This is a genomic window from Streptococcus mitis SK597 (assembly GCF_000148545.1).
GTDB classification, from domain to species: domain Bacteria; phylum Bacillota; class Bacilli; order Lactobacillales; family Streptococcaceae; genus Streptococcus; species Streptococcus mitis_C.
The window spans coordinates 1-15,286 of record NZ_AEDV01000040.1 but is presented as its reverse complement, the minus strand read 5'-3'; the positions used below and the strand labels follow the sequence as shown (position 1 = coordinate 15,286).

At 41.0% G+C, this 15,286-nt stretch carries 14 protein-coding genes; all 14 read left to right on the top strand.

The annotated features are described in order from the left end of the window. Positions 1-11 precede the first annotated feature (11 nt). Positions 12-665, top strand: coding sequence for a uracil-DNA glycosylase (locus tag SMSK597_RS07355; RefSeq protein ID WP_000401323.1), 654 nt, complete (start codon positions 12-14; stop codon positions 663-665). A 9-nt stretch (positions 666-674) separates the two neighbouring features. Next, complete coding sequence (locus tag SMSK597_RS07350; RefSeq protein ID WP_001135755.1) at positions 675-1,139, top strand: NUDIX hydrolase; 465 nt, start codon at positions 675-677, stop codon at positions 1,137-1,139. 12 nt (positions 1,140-1,151) lie between these two features. Then, a complete protein-coding gene (locus SMSK597_RS07345) occupies positions 1,152-2,420 on the top strand; it encodes a dihydroorotase (RefSeq protein ID WP_000924471.1) in 1,269 nt (422 codons plus the stop codon). 13 nt (positions 2,421-2,433) lie between these two features. After that, positions 2,434-2,694 carry a hypothetical protein gene (locus SMSK597_RS0102365; RefSeq protein WP_001105920.1) on the top strand — a complete coding sequence of 87 codons (261 nt, stop codon included), beginning with the start codon at positions 2,434-2,436 and terminating at the stop codon, positions 2,692-2,694. A 10-nt stretch (positions 2,695-2,704) separates the two neighbouring features. After that, positions 2,705-4,066: a sodium-coupled multidrug efflux MATE transporter PdrM gene (pdrM, locus tag SMSK597_RS07340; protein WP_000278521.1), complete on the top strand. Its 1,362-nt coding sequence runs from the start codon at positions 2,705-2,707 to the stop codon at positions 4,064-4,066. Positions 4,067-4,219: 153 nt separating this feature from the next. Next, the gene (locus tag SMSK597_RS07335) at positions 4,220-5,188 is read left to right on the top strand and encodes a thiamine pyrophosphate-dependent dehydrogenase E1 component subunit alpha (RefSeq protein ID WP_000105372.1); all 969 of its coding nucleotides are present in this window, start codon (positions 4,220-4,222) and stop codon (positions 5,186-5,188) included. A gap of 15 nt (positions 5,189-5,203) precedes the next feature. Beyond that, positions 5,204-6,196 carry an alpha-ketoacid dehydrogenase subunit beta gene (locus SMSK597_RS07330; RefSeq protein ID WP_000448716.1) on the top strand — a complete coding sequence of 331 codons (993 nt, stop codon included), beginning with the start codon at positions 5,204-5,206 and terminating at the stop codon, positions 6,194-6,196. Positions 6,197-6,918: 722 nt separating this feature from the next. Beyond that, complete coding sequence (locus SMSK597_RS07325; protein WP_000752722.1) at positions 6,919-7,962, top strand: dihydrolipoamide acetyltransferase; 1,044 nt, start codon at positions 6,919-6,921, stop codon at positions 7,960-7,962. 45 nt (positions 7,963-8,007) lie between these two features. Then, positions 8,008-9,711 carry a dihydrolipoyl dehydrogenase gene (gene lpdA, locus SMSK597_RS07320; protein ID WP_001162876.1) on the top strand — a complete coding sequence of 568 codons (1,704 nt, stop codon included), beginning with the start codon at positions 8,008-8,010 and terminating at the stop codon, positions 9,709-9,711. A 60-nt stretch (positions 9,712-9,771) separates the two neighbouring features. Next, on the top strand, positions 9,772-10,761 hold the full coding sequence (locus SMSK597_RS07315; RefSeq protein WP_000873998.1) for a lipoate--protein ligase: 990 nt from the start codon (positions 9,772-9,774) through the stop codon (positions 10,759-10,761). A gap of 522 nt (positions 10,762-11,283) precedes the next feature. Then, positions 11,284-12,543: a UDP-N-acetylglucosamine 1-carboxyvinyltransferase gene (locus SMSK597_RS07310; RefSeq protein ID WP_001227093.1), complete on the top strand. Its 1,260-nt coding sequence runs from the start codon at positions 11,284-11,286 to the stop codon at positions 12,541-12,543. Positions 12,544-12,558: 15 nt separating this feature from the next. Then, positions 12,559-13,110 carry a GNAT family N-acetyltransferase gene (locus SMSK597_RS07305; protein WP_001028724.1) on the top strand — a complete coding sequence of 184 codons (552 nt, stop codon included), beginning with the start codon at positions 12,559-12,561 and terminating at the stop codon, positions 13,108-13,110. Then, positions 13,103-14,380, top strand: a complete 1,278-nt coding sequence (gene spxR / locus SMSK597_RS07300; RefSeq protein WP_000033826.1) for a CBS-HotDog domain-containing transcription factor SpxR — start codon at positions 13,103-13,105, stop codon at positions 14,378-14,380. Before SMSK597_RS07305 ends, spxR begins: the two co-directional genes overlap by 8 nt. Positions 14,381-14,395: 15 nt before the next feature. Beyond that, positions 14,396-15,256, top strand: a complete 861-nt coding sequence (locus SMSK597_RS07295) for a methionyl aminopeptidase (protein WP_000631548.1) — start codon at positions 14,396-14,398, stop codon at positions 15,254-15,256. The last annotated feature ends 30 nt before the right edge of the window (positions 15,257-15,286 follow it).

The following is a 15,286-nucleotide window of genomic DNA, read 5'->3' as shown; positions in this document are numbered from 1 at the left end:
AGGAGTCGGCTATGGAACACTCGTCTTGGCATGCTTTGATTAAGGCGCAATTACCTGAGGGTTATTTCGGGAAAATCAATCAGTTTATGGAGCAGGTTTATGGTCAGGGGACTGTTTATCCGCCCAAGGAAAAGGTTTTTCAGGCTCTCTTGACAACACCGCTAGAAGAGGTTAAGGTGGTGATTCTAGGGCAAGATCCCTATCACGGACCAGGTCAAGCGCAGGGCTTGAGTTTTTCTGTACCTGATTCTATTCCAGCTCCACCATCCTTGCAAAATATCTTGAAAGAATTGTCAGATGATATCGGGGTCAAGAAATCTCATGATTTGACAGCTTGGGCTGAACAAGGAGTCTTGCTTCTTAATGCTTGTTTGACAGTTCCTGCTGGACGGGCCAATGGTCATGCTGGTCAGATATGGGAGCCTTTTACGGATGCTGTGATTCAGGTGGTCAATCATCTAGATAGACCAGTCGTTTTTGTACTCTGGGGAGCTTATGCCCGCAAGAAGAAGGCCTTGGTTACCAATCCTCATCACTTGATTATCGAATCAGCCCATCCCAGTCCTTTATCAGTTTACAGAGGATTTTGGGGTTCCAAGCCTTTTTCCAAGGCCAATGCATTCTTAAAAGAGACAGGACAAGAGCCAATTGATTGGCTTAGATAAGGAGAAAATATGCCTCAGTTAGCGACGATTTGCTACATTGATAACGGGAAAGAACTGCTTATGCTCCATCGTAATAAGAAGCCTAATGATGTCCATGCTGGTAAATGGATTGGTGTGGGTGGTAAGCTAGAGCGAGGAGAGACGCCTCAGGAATGCGCGGCGCGTGAAATCCTCGAAGAGACGGGACTGAAAGCCAAGCCAGTTCTAAAAGGTGTCATCACTTTTCCTGAATTTACGCCAGATTTAGACTGGTACACCTATGTTTTTAAGGTAACAGAGTTTGAAGGTGACTTGATTGACTGCAATGAGGGGACGCTGGAATGGATTCCCTATGACGAGGTTTTGAGTAAGCCGACTTGGGAAGGGGATCATACCTTTGTTGGGTGGCTTTTAGAAGATAAACCCTTCTTTTCAGCCAAGTTTGTTTATGATGGGGATAAATTGTTGGATACCCAAGTTGATTTTTATGAATAAAGGAGAAAGCAGATGCTACTAATCAAAAATGGTCGTGTAATGGATCCCAAGTCTGGTTTGGATCAAGTGTGTGATATCTTAGTTCAAGATGGGAAAATTGTCAAAATTGCGCCTGAGATTAAAGAAGAAGGAGCAGAGATGATTGATGCTACAGGTCTTGTAGTTGCTCCTGGCTTGGTCGATATTCATGTTCATTTCCGTGAACCTGGTCAAACTCATAAGGAAGATATTCACACAGGTGCTCTTGCAGCCGCTGCAGGTGGTTTTACTACTGTCGTTATGATGGCTAATACCAGTCCAACTATCTCGGATGTAGAGACTTTAAAAGAAGTTCTGGATTCAGCTGCTAAGGAAAAGATTAATGTTAAGACAGTTGCTACCATTACTAAGAACTTTAATGGCCAAGACTTGACTGACTTTAAGGCGCTTTTAGCAGCTGGTGCGGTTGGTTTCTCAGACGACGGTATCCCACTTGAAAGTAGTAAAGTTGTCAAGGAAGCCATGGAAGAAGCCAAAAAGCTTAATACTTTTATTAGTCTTCATGAGGAAGATCCAGGTTTGAACGGTATTCTTGGGTTTAATGAAAATATTGCTAAAGAGCATTTCCATATCTGCGGTGCGACTGGGGTGGCTGAATACGCTATGATGGCGCGTGATGTCATGATTGCCTATGCAACTAAGGCCCATGTTCATATTCAGCATTTGTCTAAGGAAGAAAGTGTTAAAGTAGTTGAGTTTGCTCAAGGTTTGGGTGCGCAAGTCACAGCAGAAGTAGCGCCACAGCATTTCTCTAAGACAGAAGCACTTCTTTTGACTCAAGGTAGCAATGCTAAGATGAATCCACCGCTTCGCTTGGAATCAGATCGTCGTGCTGTTATCGAAGGTCTTAAATCAGGCGTCATCACAGTTATCGCGACTGACCACGCGCCTCATCATGCAGATGAAAAAAATGTTGAGGATATTACCAAAGCGCCATCTGGTATGACAGGTTTGGAAACATCTCTTTCTCTCGGCTTGACCTATTTGGTAGAAGCTGGTGAGTTAAGCCTGATGGAATTACTCGAAAAGATGACCTATAACCCAGCCAAGCTTTATAACTTTGAAGCAGGTTACTTGGCTGAGAATGGTCCAGCAGATATCACTATTTTTGATGCCAAGGCTGACCGTCTTGTGGACTCCCATTTTGCTTCGAAAGCAGCTAATTCACCATTCATTGGTGAAAGCTTAAAAGGGCAGATTAAATATACCATCTGTAAGGGACAAATTGTCTATCAAGCTTGATAGGAGTTGGAATATGAATTATTTTCGAAAACGTAGGGAGAGAAAAGCAAAATCTAATAGCGGAATTTACTGTCCCGCATCTAATCGTTCTAAAATTCAATATGAAACTAAAGAAAAAGCTGACCATGCGGTTCAATATGATAATGGAGGTTTAGTTAGAAGCTATTATTGTCGTACATGTGCGTGTTGGCATACTACTTCAAAATCTAATAACCCTCCGCTAAGTTTGAAAAACTATGGTCTGAAACTCTTTGGTTTAGATAAATCAGAATAGAAAGAGAAGTATGTATAAGACAAAGTGTTTACGAGAGAAGTTAGTATTATTTTTAAAAATTTTCTTCCCAATCCTGATCTACCAATTTGCCAATTATTCTGCCTCTTTTGTTGACACTGCAATGACAGGTCAATACAATACTATGGACTTGGCTGGTGTGTCTATGGCAACCAGTATCTGGAATCCTTTCTTTACATTCCTGACAGGGATTGTGTCAGCCTTGGTGCCTATTATTGGTCACCATCTTGGTCGAGGTAAAAAGGAAGAAGTTGCATCTGATTTTTACCAGTTCATCTATCTGGCCTTGGGTCTATCTGTGCTCTTGCTGGGGATGGTACTTTTCTTGGCACCACCAATCTTGAATCATATCGGACTAGAAGCACCAGTGGCTGCAGTAGCGGTTCGTTATCTCTGGTTTTTATCTGTTGGGATTATCCCCTTGTTGCTCTTTAGTGTCATTCGTTCCTTGCTGGATTCGCTGGGCTTGACCAAGCTGTCCATGTACCTCATGCTTTTGTTACTTCCCTTGAATAGTGGATTTAACTATCTCTTGATTTACGGTGCCTTTGGAGTTCCAGAGCTGGGAGGGGCTGGTGCAGGTTTAGGAACATCCTTGGCCTACTGGGTCTTGCTTGGGATTTCTGTTCTGGTTTTATTTAAACAGGAGAAGCTCAAAGCCCTACACCTTGAGAAACGAATTCCATTTAATATGGGTAAAATCAAGGAAGGAGTTCGACTAGGTCTTCCTATTGGGGGAACTATCTTTGCGGAAGTGGCTATCTTTTCCGTGGTTGGCTTGATTATGGCTAAGTTCTCGTCCTTGATTATCGCTAGTCACCAGTCAGCCATGAACTTTTCAAGTCTCATGTACGCCTTTCCTATGAGTATCTCATCGGCTATGGCTATTGTCGTTTCCTATGAAGTGGGAGCCAAGCGATTTGATGATGCGAAAACCTATATTGGTCTAGGAAGATGGACTGCCCTCATTTTTGCGGCCTTCACCTTAACCTTCCTTTACATTTTTAGGGGAAATGTGGCCAGTCTTTATGGTAACGACCCAGAATTTATCGATTTGACAGCACGTTTTTTGACTTACAGTCTTTTCTTCCAGTTAGCAGATACCTTTGCGGCACCGCTTCAGGGAATTTTACGGGGGTATAAGGATACCGTTATTCCTTTTTACCTTGGTTTGGTTGGTTACTGGGGGGTGACACTCCCAGTAGCTATGGTATTCGACTCTCTAACAGATTTTGGAGCTTATTCTTACTGGATTGGTTTGATTATTAGTCTAATCGTGAGCGGGGCTCTCTACCGTTGGCGTTTAACTGTGATTATGAAGAGATTTGAATCTTTAGTAAAATCTAAACGCTAAAAAGTTTGTGAAAAAATATTATTAGCAAGAAAACCCCTTGTTCTCATTGGGTTTTCTTTTTTATTTTGTGAAATTTACTTGAGAAAAACTTTGACAGTGCTTTCTAAAAACGGTAAAATAGTAAGGTAAGAAGAAAGTTAGAAAGGCAAGAAGATGTCAACTTTAGATAAAAATCTTTTGCTAGAGATGTTCCGTAAGATGGAAGAAATCCGTCGTATGGACTTAAAAATTGCGCAATTAGTAAAGAAAGGGAAAGTGCCAGGAATGACGCACTTTTCTGTTGGAGAAGAGGCAGCTAACGTGGGTGCTATGTTGGCTCTCAATCCAGATGATCTAATTACATCAAACCACCGTGGTCATGGACAAGCTATTGCCAAAGGAATTGACCTCAATGGAATGATGGCTGAAATCCTTGGTAAATACACTGGAACCTGTAAAGGTAAAGGTGGTTCTATGCATATTGCCGACCTAGATGCTGGTAACCTTGGTGCCAATGGTATCGTAGGTGGTGGTATGGGAATCGCTGTTGGTGCAGCCCTCAGTCAACAAATGCAAAATACTGGAAAAATCGTTGTCTGCTTCTTTGGAGATGGTGCGACCAACGAAGGTGTTTTCCACGAAGCAGTAAATATGGCTTCTATCTGGAACCTGCCAGTTATTTTCTACTGCATTAACAACGGTTACGGTATCTCTGCGGATATCAAGAAAATGACCAATGTAGAACATATCCATCAACGTAGCGTCGCTTATGGAATTCCTGGAATGTTCATCGAAGACGGTAACAATGTCATCGATGTCTATGAAGGATTTAAGAAAGCTGTAGATCATGTTCGCAGTGGCAATGGTCCAGTCTTGATTGAAAGTGTTACTTATCGCTGGCTTGGTCACTCATCATCAGACCCTGGTAAATATCGTACGCGTGAAGAAGTGGAATTGTGGAAACAAAAAGACCCAATTGAAAACCTCCGCAAGTACCTTATTGAAAATAATATTGCAAGTGCCGAAGAATTGGAAGAAATCCAAGCGCAAGTCAAGGAAGCAGTAGAAGCTTCTGTTAAATTTGCGGAAGAAAGTCCATTCCCACCGCTTGAATCAGCCTTTGAAGATATTTACGCAGACTAAGGAGAAAGAGATAAAATGGAAACAAAAACAATGTCCTTCCGTGACACCATTATCCTTGCTATGTCTGAGGAAATGCGTCGCGATGAAAATGTGTTCTTGATGGGAGAAGACGTCGGTGTCTTCGGAGGAGACTTCGGTACTTCTGTCGGAATGCTTGAAGAATTTGGTCCAGAACGTGTTCGTGACTGTCCGATTTCTGAAGCTGCCATCTCTGGAGCAGCAGCAGGAGCAGCCATGACAGGACTTCGTCCAATCGTTGATATGACCTTCATGGACTTCTCGGTTATTGCCATGGACAATATCGTCAACCAAGCCGCCAAAACACGTTATATGTTTGGTGGTAAGGGTCAGGTCCCAATGACTGTACGTTGTGCAGCTGGTAATGGAGTTGGATCTGCAGCCCAGCATTCACAATCTCTAGAGTCTTGGTTCACTCATATCCCAGGACTTAAGGTTGTAGCACCAGGTACGCCTGCGGACATGAAAGGGCTGCTTAAGTCTTCTATCCGAGATAACAACCCTGTTATCATTCTTGAGTACAAGTCAGAATTTAACCAAAAAGGGGAAGTACCAGTTGATCCAGACTACACGATCCCACTTGGGGTTGGCGAAATTAAACGTGAAGGTACGGATGTAACAGTTGTTACTTATGGAAAAATGCTTCGCCGTGTGGTTCAAGCTGCTAAAGAATTAGCAGAAGAAGGTATTTCAGTTGAAATTGTTGACCCACGTACCCTTGTTCCGCTTGATAAGGATATTATCATTAACTCAGTTAAGAAGACTGGTAAGGTTGTTCTAGTCAACGATGCCCACAAAACAAGTGGCTATATCGGTGAAATTTCAGCTATTATTTCAGAATCAGAAGCATTTGACTATCTAGATGCACCAATTCGTCGTTGTGCAGGAGAAGATGTGCCGATGCCTTATGCACAAAACCTAGAAAATGCAATGATTCCAACAGTTGAAAGCATCAAAGATGCAATCCGTAAAACATATAACAAAGAATAGAATTACATAAGATAAGTTATGTAAAGTCAATGTTAGATGAAAGATTTAGTAAGTCTACAAGGTTGGTTGCTCGATAGTGACAACTGTAACATCTTGAGATATATTTCGTATCAAGTTATTTCTAAAGTTGCGACAGGAGGGAGTCGAATCGATAATATTCGACGAACGACTTAGTAAGTCTACTAGGTTGACCGCCTAATAGCGGCAACCGTAGTAACTTGAGATACGTTTTGTATCCAAGTGATTTGAAGAGTTGCGACAGGAGAGAATCGAATCGATAATATTCGACGAATGACTTAGTAAGTCTACAAGGTTGACCGCCTAATAGCGGCAACCGTAGCAACTTGAGATACGTGTTGTATCCAAGTTGCTTGTAGAGTTGAACACGGGCTAAAAGCTCGGAAAAAAGATAAATCTCCTTGGCTTCATCGAAGCCATCGTCGATTTCCTATTTTTCAGTCGCTTTTGACGCCCTTAGTATCATGTAATTGAATTCGGACGGAGGTCTGCGAAAAAAAGATAGATTGCCTTGTGTTCATCGAACACATCGTTAATCTCCTATTTTTTCATTGCCCTCTTCGTCCTTAATATCTTATATTCGAACACGGGCTAAAAGCTCGGAAAAAAGATAAATCTCCTTGGCTTCATCGAAGTCATCGTCGATTTCCTATTTTTCAGTCGCTTTTAACGCCCTTAGTATCATAATTAGAATTGGAGAGGTCATGGCTGATGACAAGCTAAGAGCGACTCCTGCGGCTAGAAAGTTAGCGGATGATTTAGGGATCAACCTCTATGACGTTTCTGGCTCAGGTGCAAACGGTCGTGTCCACAAAGAAGACGTGGAAACTTATAAAGACACAAATGTGGTTCGCATTTCGCCACTTGCAAAACGAATTGCCCTCGAACATAACATTGCTTGGCAGGAAATCCAAGGAACTGGTCATCGTGGTAAAATCATGAAGAAGGATGTTTTGGCCTTGCTTCCTGAAAATATTGAAAACGAGACCATCAAGTCTCCTGCTCAGATTGAAAAAGTGGAAGAAGTTCCTGATAACGTAACACCTTACGGTGAAATCGAGCGTATTCCAATGACACCAATGCGTAAGGTTATTGCCCAACGCATGGTTGAATCTTACTTGACTGCGCCAACCTTCACTCTCAACTATGAAGTTGATATGACTGAAATGTTGGCTCTTCGTAAGAAGGTTCTTGAGCCAATCATGGAAGCAACTGGGAAGAAGACTACTGTAACAGACCTTCTTTCACTTGCTGTTGTTAAGACACTTATGAAACACCCTTATATCAACGCTTCATTGACAGAAGATGGCAAGACCATTATCACTCACAACTATGTCAACCTTGCGATGGCAGTTGGGATGGATAATGGATTGATGACACCTGTTGTTTACAATGCTGAGAAGATGACTCTTTCAGAGTTGGTTGTAGCCTTTAAAGATGTGATTGGCCGTACCTTGGATGGCAAATTGGCTCCAAGTGAACTTCAAAATTCAACCTTCACAATCAGTAACTTGGGAATGTTTGGTGTTCAGTCCTTTGGTCCTATCATCAACCAACCAAACTCAGCTATTCTTGGTGTCAGTTCGACAATCGAGAAACCAGTTGTCGTCAATGGTGAAATTGTGATTCGCCCAATCATGAGTCTTGGTTTAACAATTGACCACCGTGTCGTAGATGGTATGGCTGGTGCTAAGTTTATGAAAGATTTGAAAGAATTGATTGAAAATCCAATCTCAATGTTGATTTAAGAATAAGAGTATTCATTTTAAAGATATAGATAAAGGAAGGAAGACATGGCCTTAGAAGTAATTATGCCAAAAGCCGGCGTGGATATGACAGAAGGACAAATCGTCCAATGGAATAAAAAAGTCGGAGAATTTGTAAAAGAAGGAGAAATCCTTTTGGAAATCATGACTGATAAAGTCAGCATGGAATTGGAAGCTGAAGAAGATGGGTACTTGATTGCTATCCTTAAAGGGGACGGTGAAACAGTTCCTGTAACGGAAGTTATCGGTTACCTCGGAGAAGAAGGGGAAAATATCCCAACAGCTGGAGCCGCAGCTCCAGAAGCTAGCCCAGCACCTGCAGCAAGTGCCTCAAACGATGATGGTAAGAGCGATGATGCTTTTGATATCGTTGTGATTGGTGGAGGTCCTGCTGGTTATGTTGCAGCCATTAAAGCTGCCCAACTCGGCGGTAAGGTTGCCCTTGTTGAGAAATCTGAACTCGGTGGAACCTGCTTGAACCGTGGATGTATCCCAACTAAGACCTATCTTCACAACGCTGAAATCATCGAGAATATCGGTCATGCCGCAAACCGTGGTATCGTCATTGAAAATCCAAACTTCACTGTAGATATGAACAAACTCCTTGAAACCAAGTCTAAGGTTGTTAATACCTTGGTGGGTGGAGTTGCAGGTCTTCTTCGTAGTTATGGTGTAGCAGTACATAAGGGAATTGGTACCATTACTAAAGACAAGAACGTCTTGGTAAATGGTTCTGAATTGCTTGAAACCAAGAAAATCATCCTTGCTGGTGGGTCAAAAGTCAGCAAAATCAACGTCCCTGGTATGGAATCTCCACTTGTCATGACTAGTGACGACATTCTTGAAATGAACGAAGTGCCAGAAAGCCTTGTTATCATCGGTGGTGGTATTGTCGGTATCGAACTTGGTCAAGCCTTTATGACATTTGGTTCAAAAGTGACTGTTATCGAAATGATGGACCGTATCGTGCCAGCTATGGATGCAGAAGTGTCTAAGAATCTTCGCTTGATTCTTGAACGCAAAGGTATGACCATCTTGACTGGTACTAAATTGCAAGAAATCATTGAGGAAAATGGTCAACTTCGTATCAAGGTTGAAGGAAAAGGCGATATTATCGCAAGTAAAGCCCTTCTTTCAATTGGTCGTGTGCCAGACCTTGAAGGTATTGGAGAGGTTGAGTTTGAATTGGATCGTGGTCGTATCAAGATCAACGAATACATGGAAACTTCTGTTTCAGGTATTTACGCACCAGGTGACATCAACGGTACTAAGATGTTGGCTCACGCAGCCTTCCGTATGGGAGAAGTTGCCGCAGAAAATGCTCTTAAAGGAAATCATGCTGTTGCCAAATTGAACTTGACTCCAGCAGCCATCTACACTCTTCCTGAAGTAGCAGCAGTAGGTTTGACTGAAGAACAAGCCCGTGAGAAATACGATGTAGCCATTGGTAAGTTCAACTTTGCTGCTAACGGTCGTGCCATTGCCTCAGATGCAGCTCAAGGTTTCGTTAAAGTCATCGCAGATAAGAAATACGGAGAAATCCTTGGTGTTCATATCATCGGTCCTGCAGCTGCAGAATTGATCAATGAAGCGTCAAGCATTATCGAAATGGAAATTACTGTTGAAGAAATGCTGAAGACTATCCACGGACACCCAACCTACTCTGAAGTGATGTACGAAGCATTTGCGGATGTTTTAGGAATGGCCATCCATTCACCTAAGAAAAAATAAAAGAAAGATAGATTAGACTGGAAGGTTATTTCCAGTCTCTATCGTATAAGAAGGTATCTCATGAAATACATTATCAATCATTCAAACGACACCGCTTTTAATATCGCCTTGGAAGAATACGCCTTTAAACATCTTTTGGATGAGGATCAAATCTTCCTTCTTTGGATCAACAAGCCATCTATCATTGTTGGTCGTCACCAAAATACCATCGAAGAAATCAACCGTGATTATGTTCGAGAAAATGGTATTGAGGTAGTTCGCCGTATCAGTGGTGGTGGAGCTGTTTACCACGATTTAAATAACCTCAACTACACGATCATTTCAAAAGAAGATGAAAACAAGGCTTTTGACTTTAAGAGCTTCTCAACTCCAGTTATCAATACTTTGGCTCAACTTGGGGTTAAAGCTGAGTTCACAGGCCGTAATGACCTTGAGATTGATGGTAAGAAGTTCTGCGGCAATGCCCAAGCCTATATCAATGGCCGTATCATGCACCACGGTTGCTTGCTCTTTGACGTTGATTTGTCAGTCCTCGCAAATGCCCTTAAGGTTTCAAAAGATAAATTTGAATCAAAAGGTGTGAAATCTGTTCGTGCTCGTGTCACCAATATTGTCAATGAATTACCAGAAAAAATCACAGTCGAAGAATTCCGTGATTTACTCTTGGAATACATGAAAAAAGAGTATCCAGAGATGACAGAATACGTTTTTTCTGAGGAAGAATTGGCTGAAATCAATCGCATCAAGGATACTAAGTTTGGTACTTGGGACTGGAACTACGGTAAATCACCTGAATTTAACGTCCGTCGTGGAACAAAATTCACCAGTGGTAAGGTCGAAGTTTTTGCTAATGTCGTCGAATCAAAAATCCAAGACATCAAGATTTATGGGGATTTCTTTGGTATCGAAGACGTTGCAGCTGTAGAAGATGTCCTTCGTGGCGTCAAATACGAACGCGAAGATGTCCTTAAGGCGCTAGAAACTATTGATATTACACGTTATTTTGCAGGTATCAGCCGAGAAGAAATTGCTGAAGCGGTAGTAGAGTAAAGAAAAGCTATTTATTAGTCATTGTGGGTTGCAGAAAAGATATTATCTGGATAGGACAAGTCCTAAAACCTGCTGAACGAGAATCAAAAAGAACTCACTTCCAATGCTTAATAAAAAAACTCGGAAGTTTGTTCTGAATCAACTAAATACAACTTATTTGCAATTGAATATAGAGATGAGAAGGTCAGTAGTAGATTATCTGTAAGGTGACACAGACATGAGTTGTTTTTGATTTCTTCTTGCTTATAAATATCCCAAAAGACCATTATCTCTTATAGTTGAACTATACTCCAAAAGTTAGACATAGAAAATCTAATTTTTGGGGTATTTTATAATTCTTAATTTAGGCTCTTTTTAGTATCAAAGATGTTGAAGAAAAATGTAGACGTAACCTTTCAACTTAATCCTATTTATTGATTACTATCCAATCAAAGTGAAAAGGATGGAAAAAAGGTTACATTTATGATATAATTTATTCTAAAGACCTTATTAGAAATCTTGAAAGAGTATTAAAAACTTAGAATGAGAAAAATTGTTATCAATGGTGGATTACCACTACAAGGTGAAATCACTATTAGTGGTGCTAAAAATAGCGTTGTGGCCTTAATTCCAGCTATTATATTGGCTGATGATGTGGTGACTTTGGATTGTGTTCCAGATATTTCGGATGTAGCCAGTCTTGTCGAAATCATGGAATTGATGGGAGCTACTGTTAAGCGTTATGATGATGTCTTGGAGATTGATCCAAGAGGTGTTCAAAATATTCCAATGCCTTATGGTAAAATTAACAGTCTTCGTGCATCTTACTATTTTTATGGGAGCCTCTTAGGCCGTTTTGGTGAAGCGACAGTTGGTCTACCGGGAGGATGTGATCTAGGTCCTCGTCCGATTGACCTACACCTTAAGGCTTTTGAAGCTATGGGTGCCACTGTTAGCTACGAGGGAGATAACATGAAGTTATCTGCTAAAGATACAGGACTTCATGGTGCAAGTATTTACATGGACACGGTTAGTGTAGGGGCAACGATCAATACGATGATTGCTGCGGTTAAAGCGAATGGTCGTACTATTATTGAAAATGCAGCCCGTGAACCTGAGATTATTGATGTTGCAACTCTCTTGAATAATATGGGTGCCCATATCCGTGGGGCAGGAACCAATATCATCATTATTGATGGTGTCGAAAGATTACATGGGACACGTCATCAGGTTATTCCAGACCGCATTGAAGCTGGAACATATATATCTTTAGCTGCTGCAGTCGGCAAGGGGATTCGTATAAATAATGTTCTTTACGAACACCTAGAAGGATTTATTGCTAAGCTGGAAGAAATGGGAGTGAGAATGACTGTATCTGAAGACAGCATTTTTGTCGAAGAGCAGTCTAATTTGAAAGCAATCAATATTAAGACAGCTCCTTACCCAGGCTTTGCAACTGATTTGCAACAACCGATTACCCCACTTTTACTCACAGCTAATGGTCGTGGTACAATTGTCGATACGATTTACGAAAAACGTGTAAATCATGTTTTTGAACTAGCAAAGATGGATGCGGATATTTCTACAACAAATGGTCATATTTTGTACACGGGTGGACGTAATTTGCGTGGAGCCAGTGTTAAAGCGACCGACTTAAGAGCTGGTGCAGCTTTGGTTATTGCTGGTTTGATGGCCGAGGGACAAACTGAAATTACAAATATCGAGTTTATCTTACGTGGTTATTCTGATATTATTGAAAAATTACGTAATCTAGGAGCGGATATTACACTTGTTGAGGATTAAACCGTAGAGGTGTTTATGAATATTTGGACCAAATTAGCAATGTTTTCTTTTTTTGAAACGGATCGCTTGTATTTGCGTCCTTTCTTTTTTAGTGATAGTCAGGACTTCCATGAGATAGCTTCGAATCCAGAAAATCTTCAATTTATTTTCCCGACTCAGGCAAGTCTGGAAGAGAGTCAATATGCGTTGGCCAATTACTTTATGAAGTCCCCTTTGGGAGTATGGGCAATTTGTGACCAGAAAAATCAACAAATGATTGGTTCTATTAAATTTGAGAAGTTAGATGAAATCAAAAAAGAAGCAGAGCTTGGCTATTTTTTGAGAAAAGATGCTTGGTCGCAAGGATTTATGACAGAGGTTGTTAGAAAAATTTGTCAACTTTCTTTTGAGGAATTTGGATTAAAACAATTATTCATCATTACCCATCTTGAAAATGAAGCTAGTCAACGGGTTGCCCTTAAGTCTGGATTCCGTTTGATTCGTCAGTTTAAGGGAAGTGATCGCTATACAAGGAAAATGCGAGATTATCTTGAATTTCGATATGTAAAAGGAGAATTCAATGAGTAAGCATCAGGAAATTCTAAGCTATTTGGAGGAATTACCAGTAGGTAAAAGGGTCAGTGTTCGTAGCATTTCTAATCATCTAGGAGTTAGTGATGGAACAGCCTATCGGGCTATTAAAGAAGCTGAAAATCGTGGAATTGTGGAGACCCGCCCTAGAAGTGGAACAATCCGCGTCAAATCCCAGAAAGTTGCGATTGAAAGATTAACTTTTGCTGAAATTGCAGAAGTGACTTCTTCTGAGGTTCTGGCTGGGCAAGAAGGTTTAGAGAGAGAATTTAGTAAGTTTTCAATCGGTGCCATGACCGAACAAAATATTTTGTCTTACCTTCATGATGGGGGACTCTTGATTGTCGGAGACCGTACCCGTATCCAACTGTTAGCACTTGAAAATGAAAATGCTGTTCTAGTTACAGGTGGATTTCAGGTTCATGATGATGTTCTTAAACTGGCCAATCAAAAAGGAATTCCTGTTCTGAGAAGCAAGCATGACACTTTCACTGTTGCGACTATGATCAATAAAGCCTTGTCAAATGTCCAAATCAAGACTGATATTTTGACAGTTGAGAAGCTTTATCGTCCAAGTCATGAATATGGTTTTCTGAGAGAGACAGACACTGTTAAAGATTATTTGGACTTGGTACGCAAGAATCGTAGCAGCCGTTTCCCTGTTATCAATCAACATCAGGTTGTTGTTGGCGTTGTAACCATGAGAGATGCTGGTGATAAGTCACCAAGTACCACAATTGATAAGGTTATGTCGCGTAGTCTATTTTTAGTTGGATTATCGACAAATATTGCCAATGTGAGTCAACGGATGATTGCTGAAGACTTTGAAATGGTACCGGTTGTTCGAAATAATCAAACCTTGCTTGGGGTTGTAACCAGACGAGATGTCATGGAGAAAATGAGTCGTTCCCAAGTTTCGGCTCTACCGACTTTTTCTGAGCAGATTGGTCAAAAACTTTCTTATCACCATGATGAAGTCGTCATTACAGTAGAACCCTTTATGCTAGAGAAGAACGGTGTTTTGGCTAATGGTGTATTGGCAGAAATTCTGACCCACATGACTCAAGATTTAGTTGTGAATAGTGGTCGCAATCTCATCATCGAGCAAATGCTGATCTACTTTTTGCAGGCGGTTCAGATAGATGATATACTGCGCATTCAAGCACGCATTATCCATCATACGAGACGATCAGCTATTATTGATTATGATATTTATCATGGTCACCAGATTGTTGCAAAAGCAAATGTGACTGTTAAAATTAATTAGAAACTAGGAGAAAAAATGATAACATTAAAATCAGCTCGTGAAATCGAAGCTATGGACAAGGCTGGTGATTTTCTAGCAAGTATTCATATCGGCTTACGTGATTTGATTAAGCCTGGCGTAGATATGTGGGAAGTTGAAGAATATGTTCGCCGTCGTTGTAAGGAAGAAAATTTCCTTCCGCTTCAGATTGGGGTTGACGGTGCAATGATGGACTATCCTTATGCTACCTGCTGCTCTCTTAATGATGAAGTGGCTCACGCTTTCCCTCGTCACTATATTTTGAAAGATGGTGATTTGCTCAAAGTTGATATGGTTTTGGGAGGTCCAATTGCTAAATCTGACCTGAATGTCTCAAAATTAAACTTCAACAATGTGGAACAAATGAAAAAATACACTCAGAGCTATTCTGGTGGTTTAGCAGACTCATGTTGGGCTTATGCTGTTGGTACACCGTCCGAAGAAGTGAAAAGCTTGATGGATGTAACCAAAGAAGCCATGTACAAGGGAATCGAGCAAGCTGTTGTTGGAAATCGTATCGGTGATATTGGTGCAGCTATTCAAGAATACGCTGAAAGTCGTGGTTACGGTGTAGTGCGTGATTTGGTTGGTCATGGTGTTGGCCCAACTATGCATGAAGAACCAATGGTTCCTAACTATGGTATTGCAGGTCGTGGGCTTCGTCTCCGTGAAGGAATGGTCTTAACCATTGAACCAATGATCAATACAGGCGATTGGGAAATTGATACAGATATGAAGACTGGTTGGGCGCATAAGACCATTGACGGTGGATTGTCATGTCAGTATGAACACCAATTTGTCATTACGAAAGATGGACCTGTTATCTTGACTAGCCAAGGTGAAGAAGGAACTTATTAAAATAAGTAAAAGTAGATTGAAGAAAAAGGG

What these genes read in the sequence shown, in the direction of transcription:
- SMSK597_RS07355 (WP_000401323.1), top strand. Translation starts at nt 12, where the DNA reads ATGGAACACTCGTCTTGGCATGCTTTGATTAAGGCGCAATTACCTGAG.
- SMSK597_RS07350 (WP_001135755.1), top strand. Translation starts at nt 675, where the DNA reads ATGCCTCAGTTAGCGACGATTTGCTACATTGATAACGGGAAAGAACTG.
- SMSK597_RS07345 (WP_000924471.1), top strand. Translation starts at nt 1,152, where the DNA reads ATGCTACTAATCAAAAATGGTCGTGTAATGGATCCCAAGTCTGGTTTG.
- SMSK597_RS0102365 (WP_001105920.1), top strand. Translation starts at nt 2,434, where the DNA reads ATGAATTATTTTCGAAAACGTAGGGAGAGAAAAGCAAAATCTAATAGC.
- pdrM (WP_000278521.1), top strand. Translation starts at nt 2,705, where the DNA reads ATGTATAAGACAAAGTGTTTACGAGAGAAGTTAGTATTATTTTTAAAA.
- SMSK597_RS07335 (WP_000105372.1), top strand. Translation starts at nt 4,220, where the DNA reads ATGTCAACTTTAGATAAAAATCTTTTGCTAGAGATGTTCCGTAAGATG.
- SMSK597_RS07330 (WP_000448716.1), top strand. Translation starts at nt 5,204, where the DNA reads ATGGAAACAAAAACAATGTCCTTCCGTGACACCATTATCCTTGCTATG.
- SMSK597_RS07325 (WP_000752722.1), top strand. Translation starts at nt 6,919, where the DNA reads ATGGCTGATGACAAGCTAAGAGCGACTCCTGCGGCTAGAAAGTTAGCG.
- lpdA (WP_001162876.1), top strand. Translation starts at nt 8,008, where the DNA reads ATGGCCTTAGAAGTAATTATGCCAAAAGCCGGCGTGGATATGACAGAA.
- SMSK597_RS07315 (WP_000873998.1), top strand. Translation starts at nt 9,772, where the DNA reads ATGAAATACATTATCAATCATTCAAACGACACCGCTTTTAATATCGCC.
- SMSK597_RS07310 (WP_001227093.1), top strand. Translation starts at nt 11,284, where the DNA reads ATGAGAAAAATTGTTATCAATGGTGGATTACCACTACAAGGTGAAATC.
- SMSK597_RS07305 (WP_001028724.1), top strand. Translation starts at nt 12,559, where the DNA reads ATGAATATTTGGACCAAATTAGCAATGTTTTCTTTTTTTGAAACGGAT.
- spxR (WP_000033826.1), top strand. Translation starts at nt 13,103, where the DNA reads ATGAGTAAGCATCAGGAAATTCTAAGCTATTTGGAGGAATTACCAGTA.
- SMSK597_RS07295 (WP_000631548.1), top strand. Translation starts at nt 14,396, where the DNA reads ATGATAACATTAAAATCAGCTCGTGAAATCGAAGCTATGGACAAGGCT.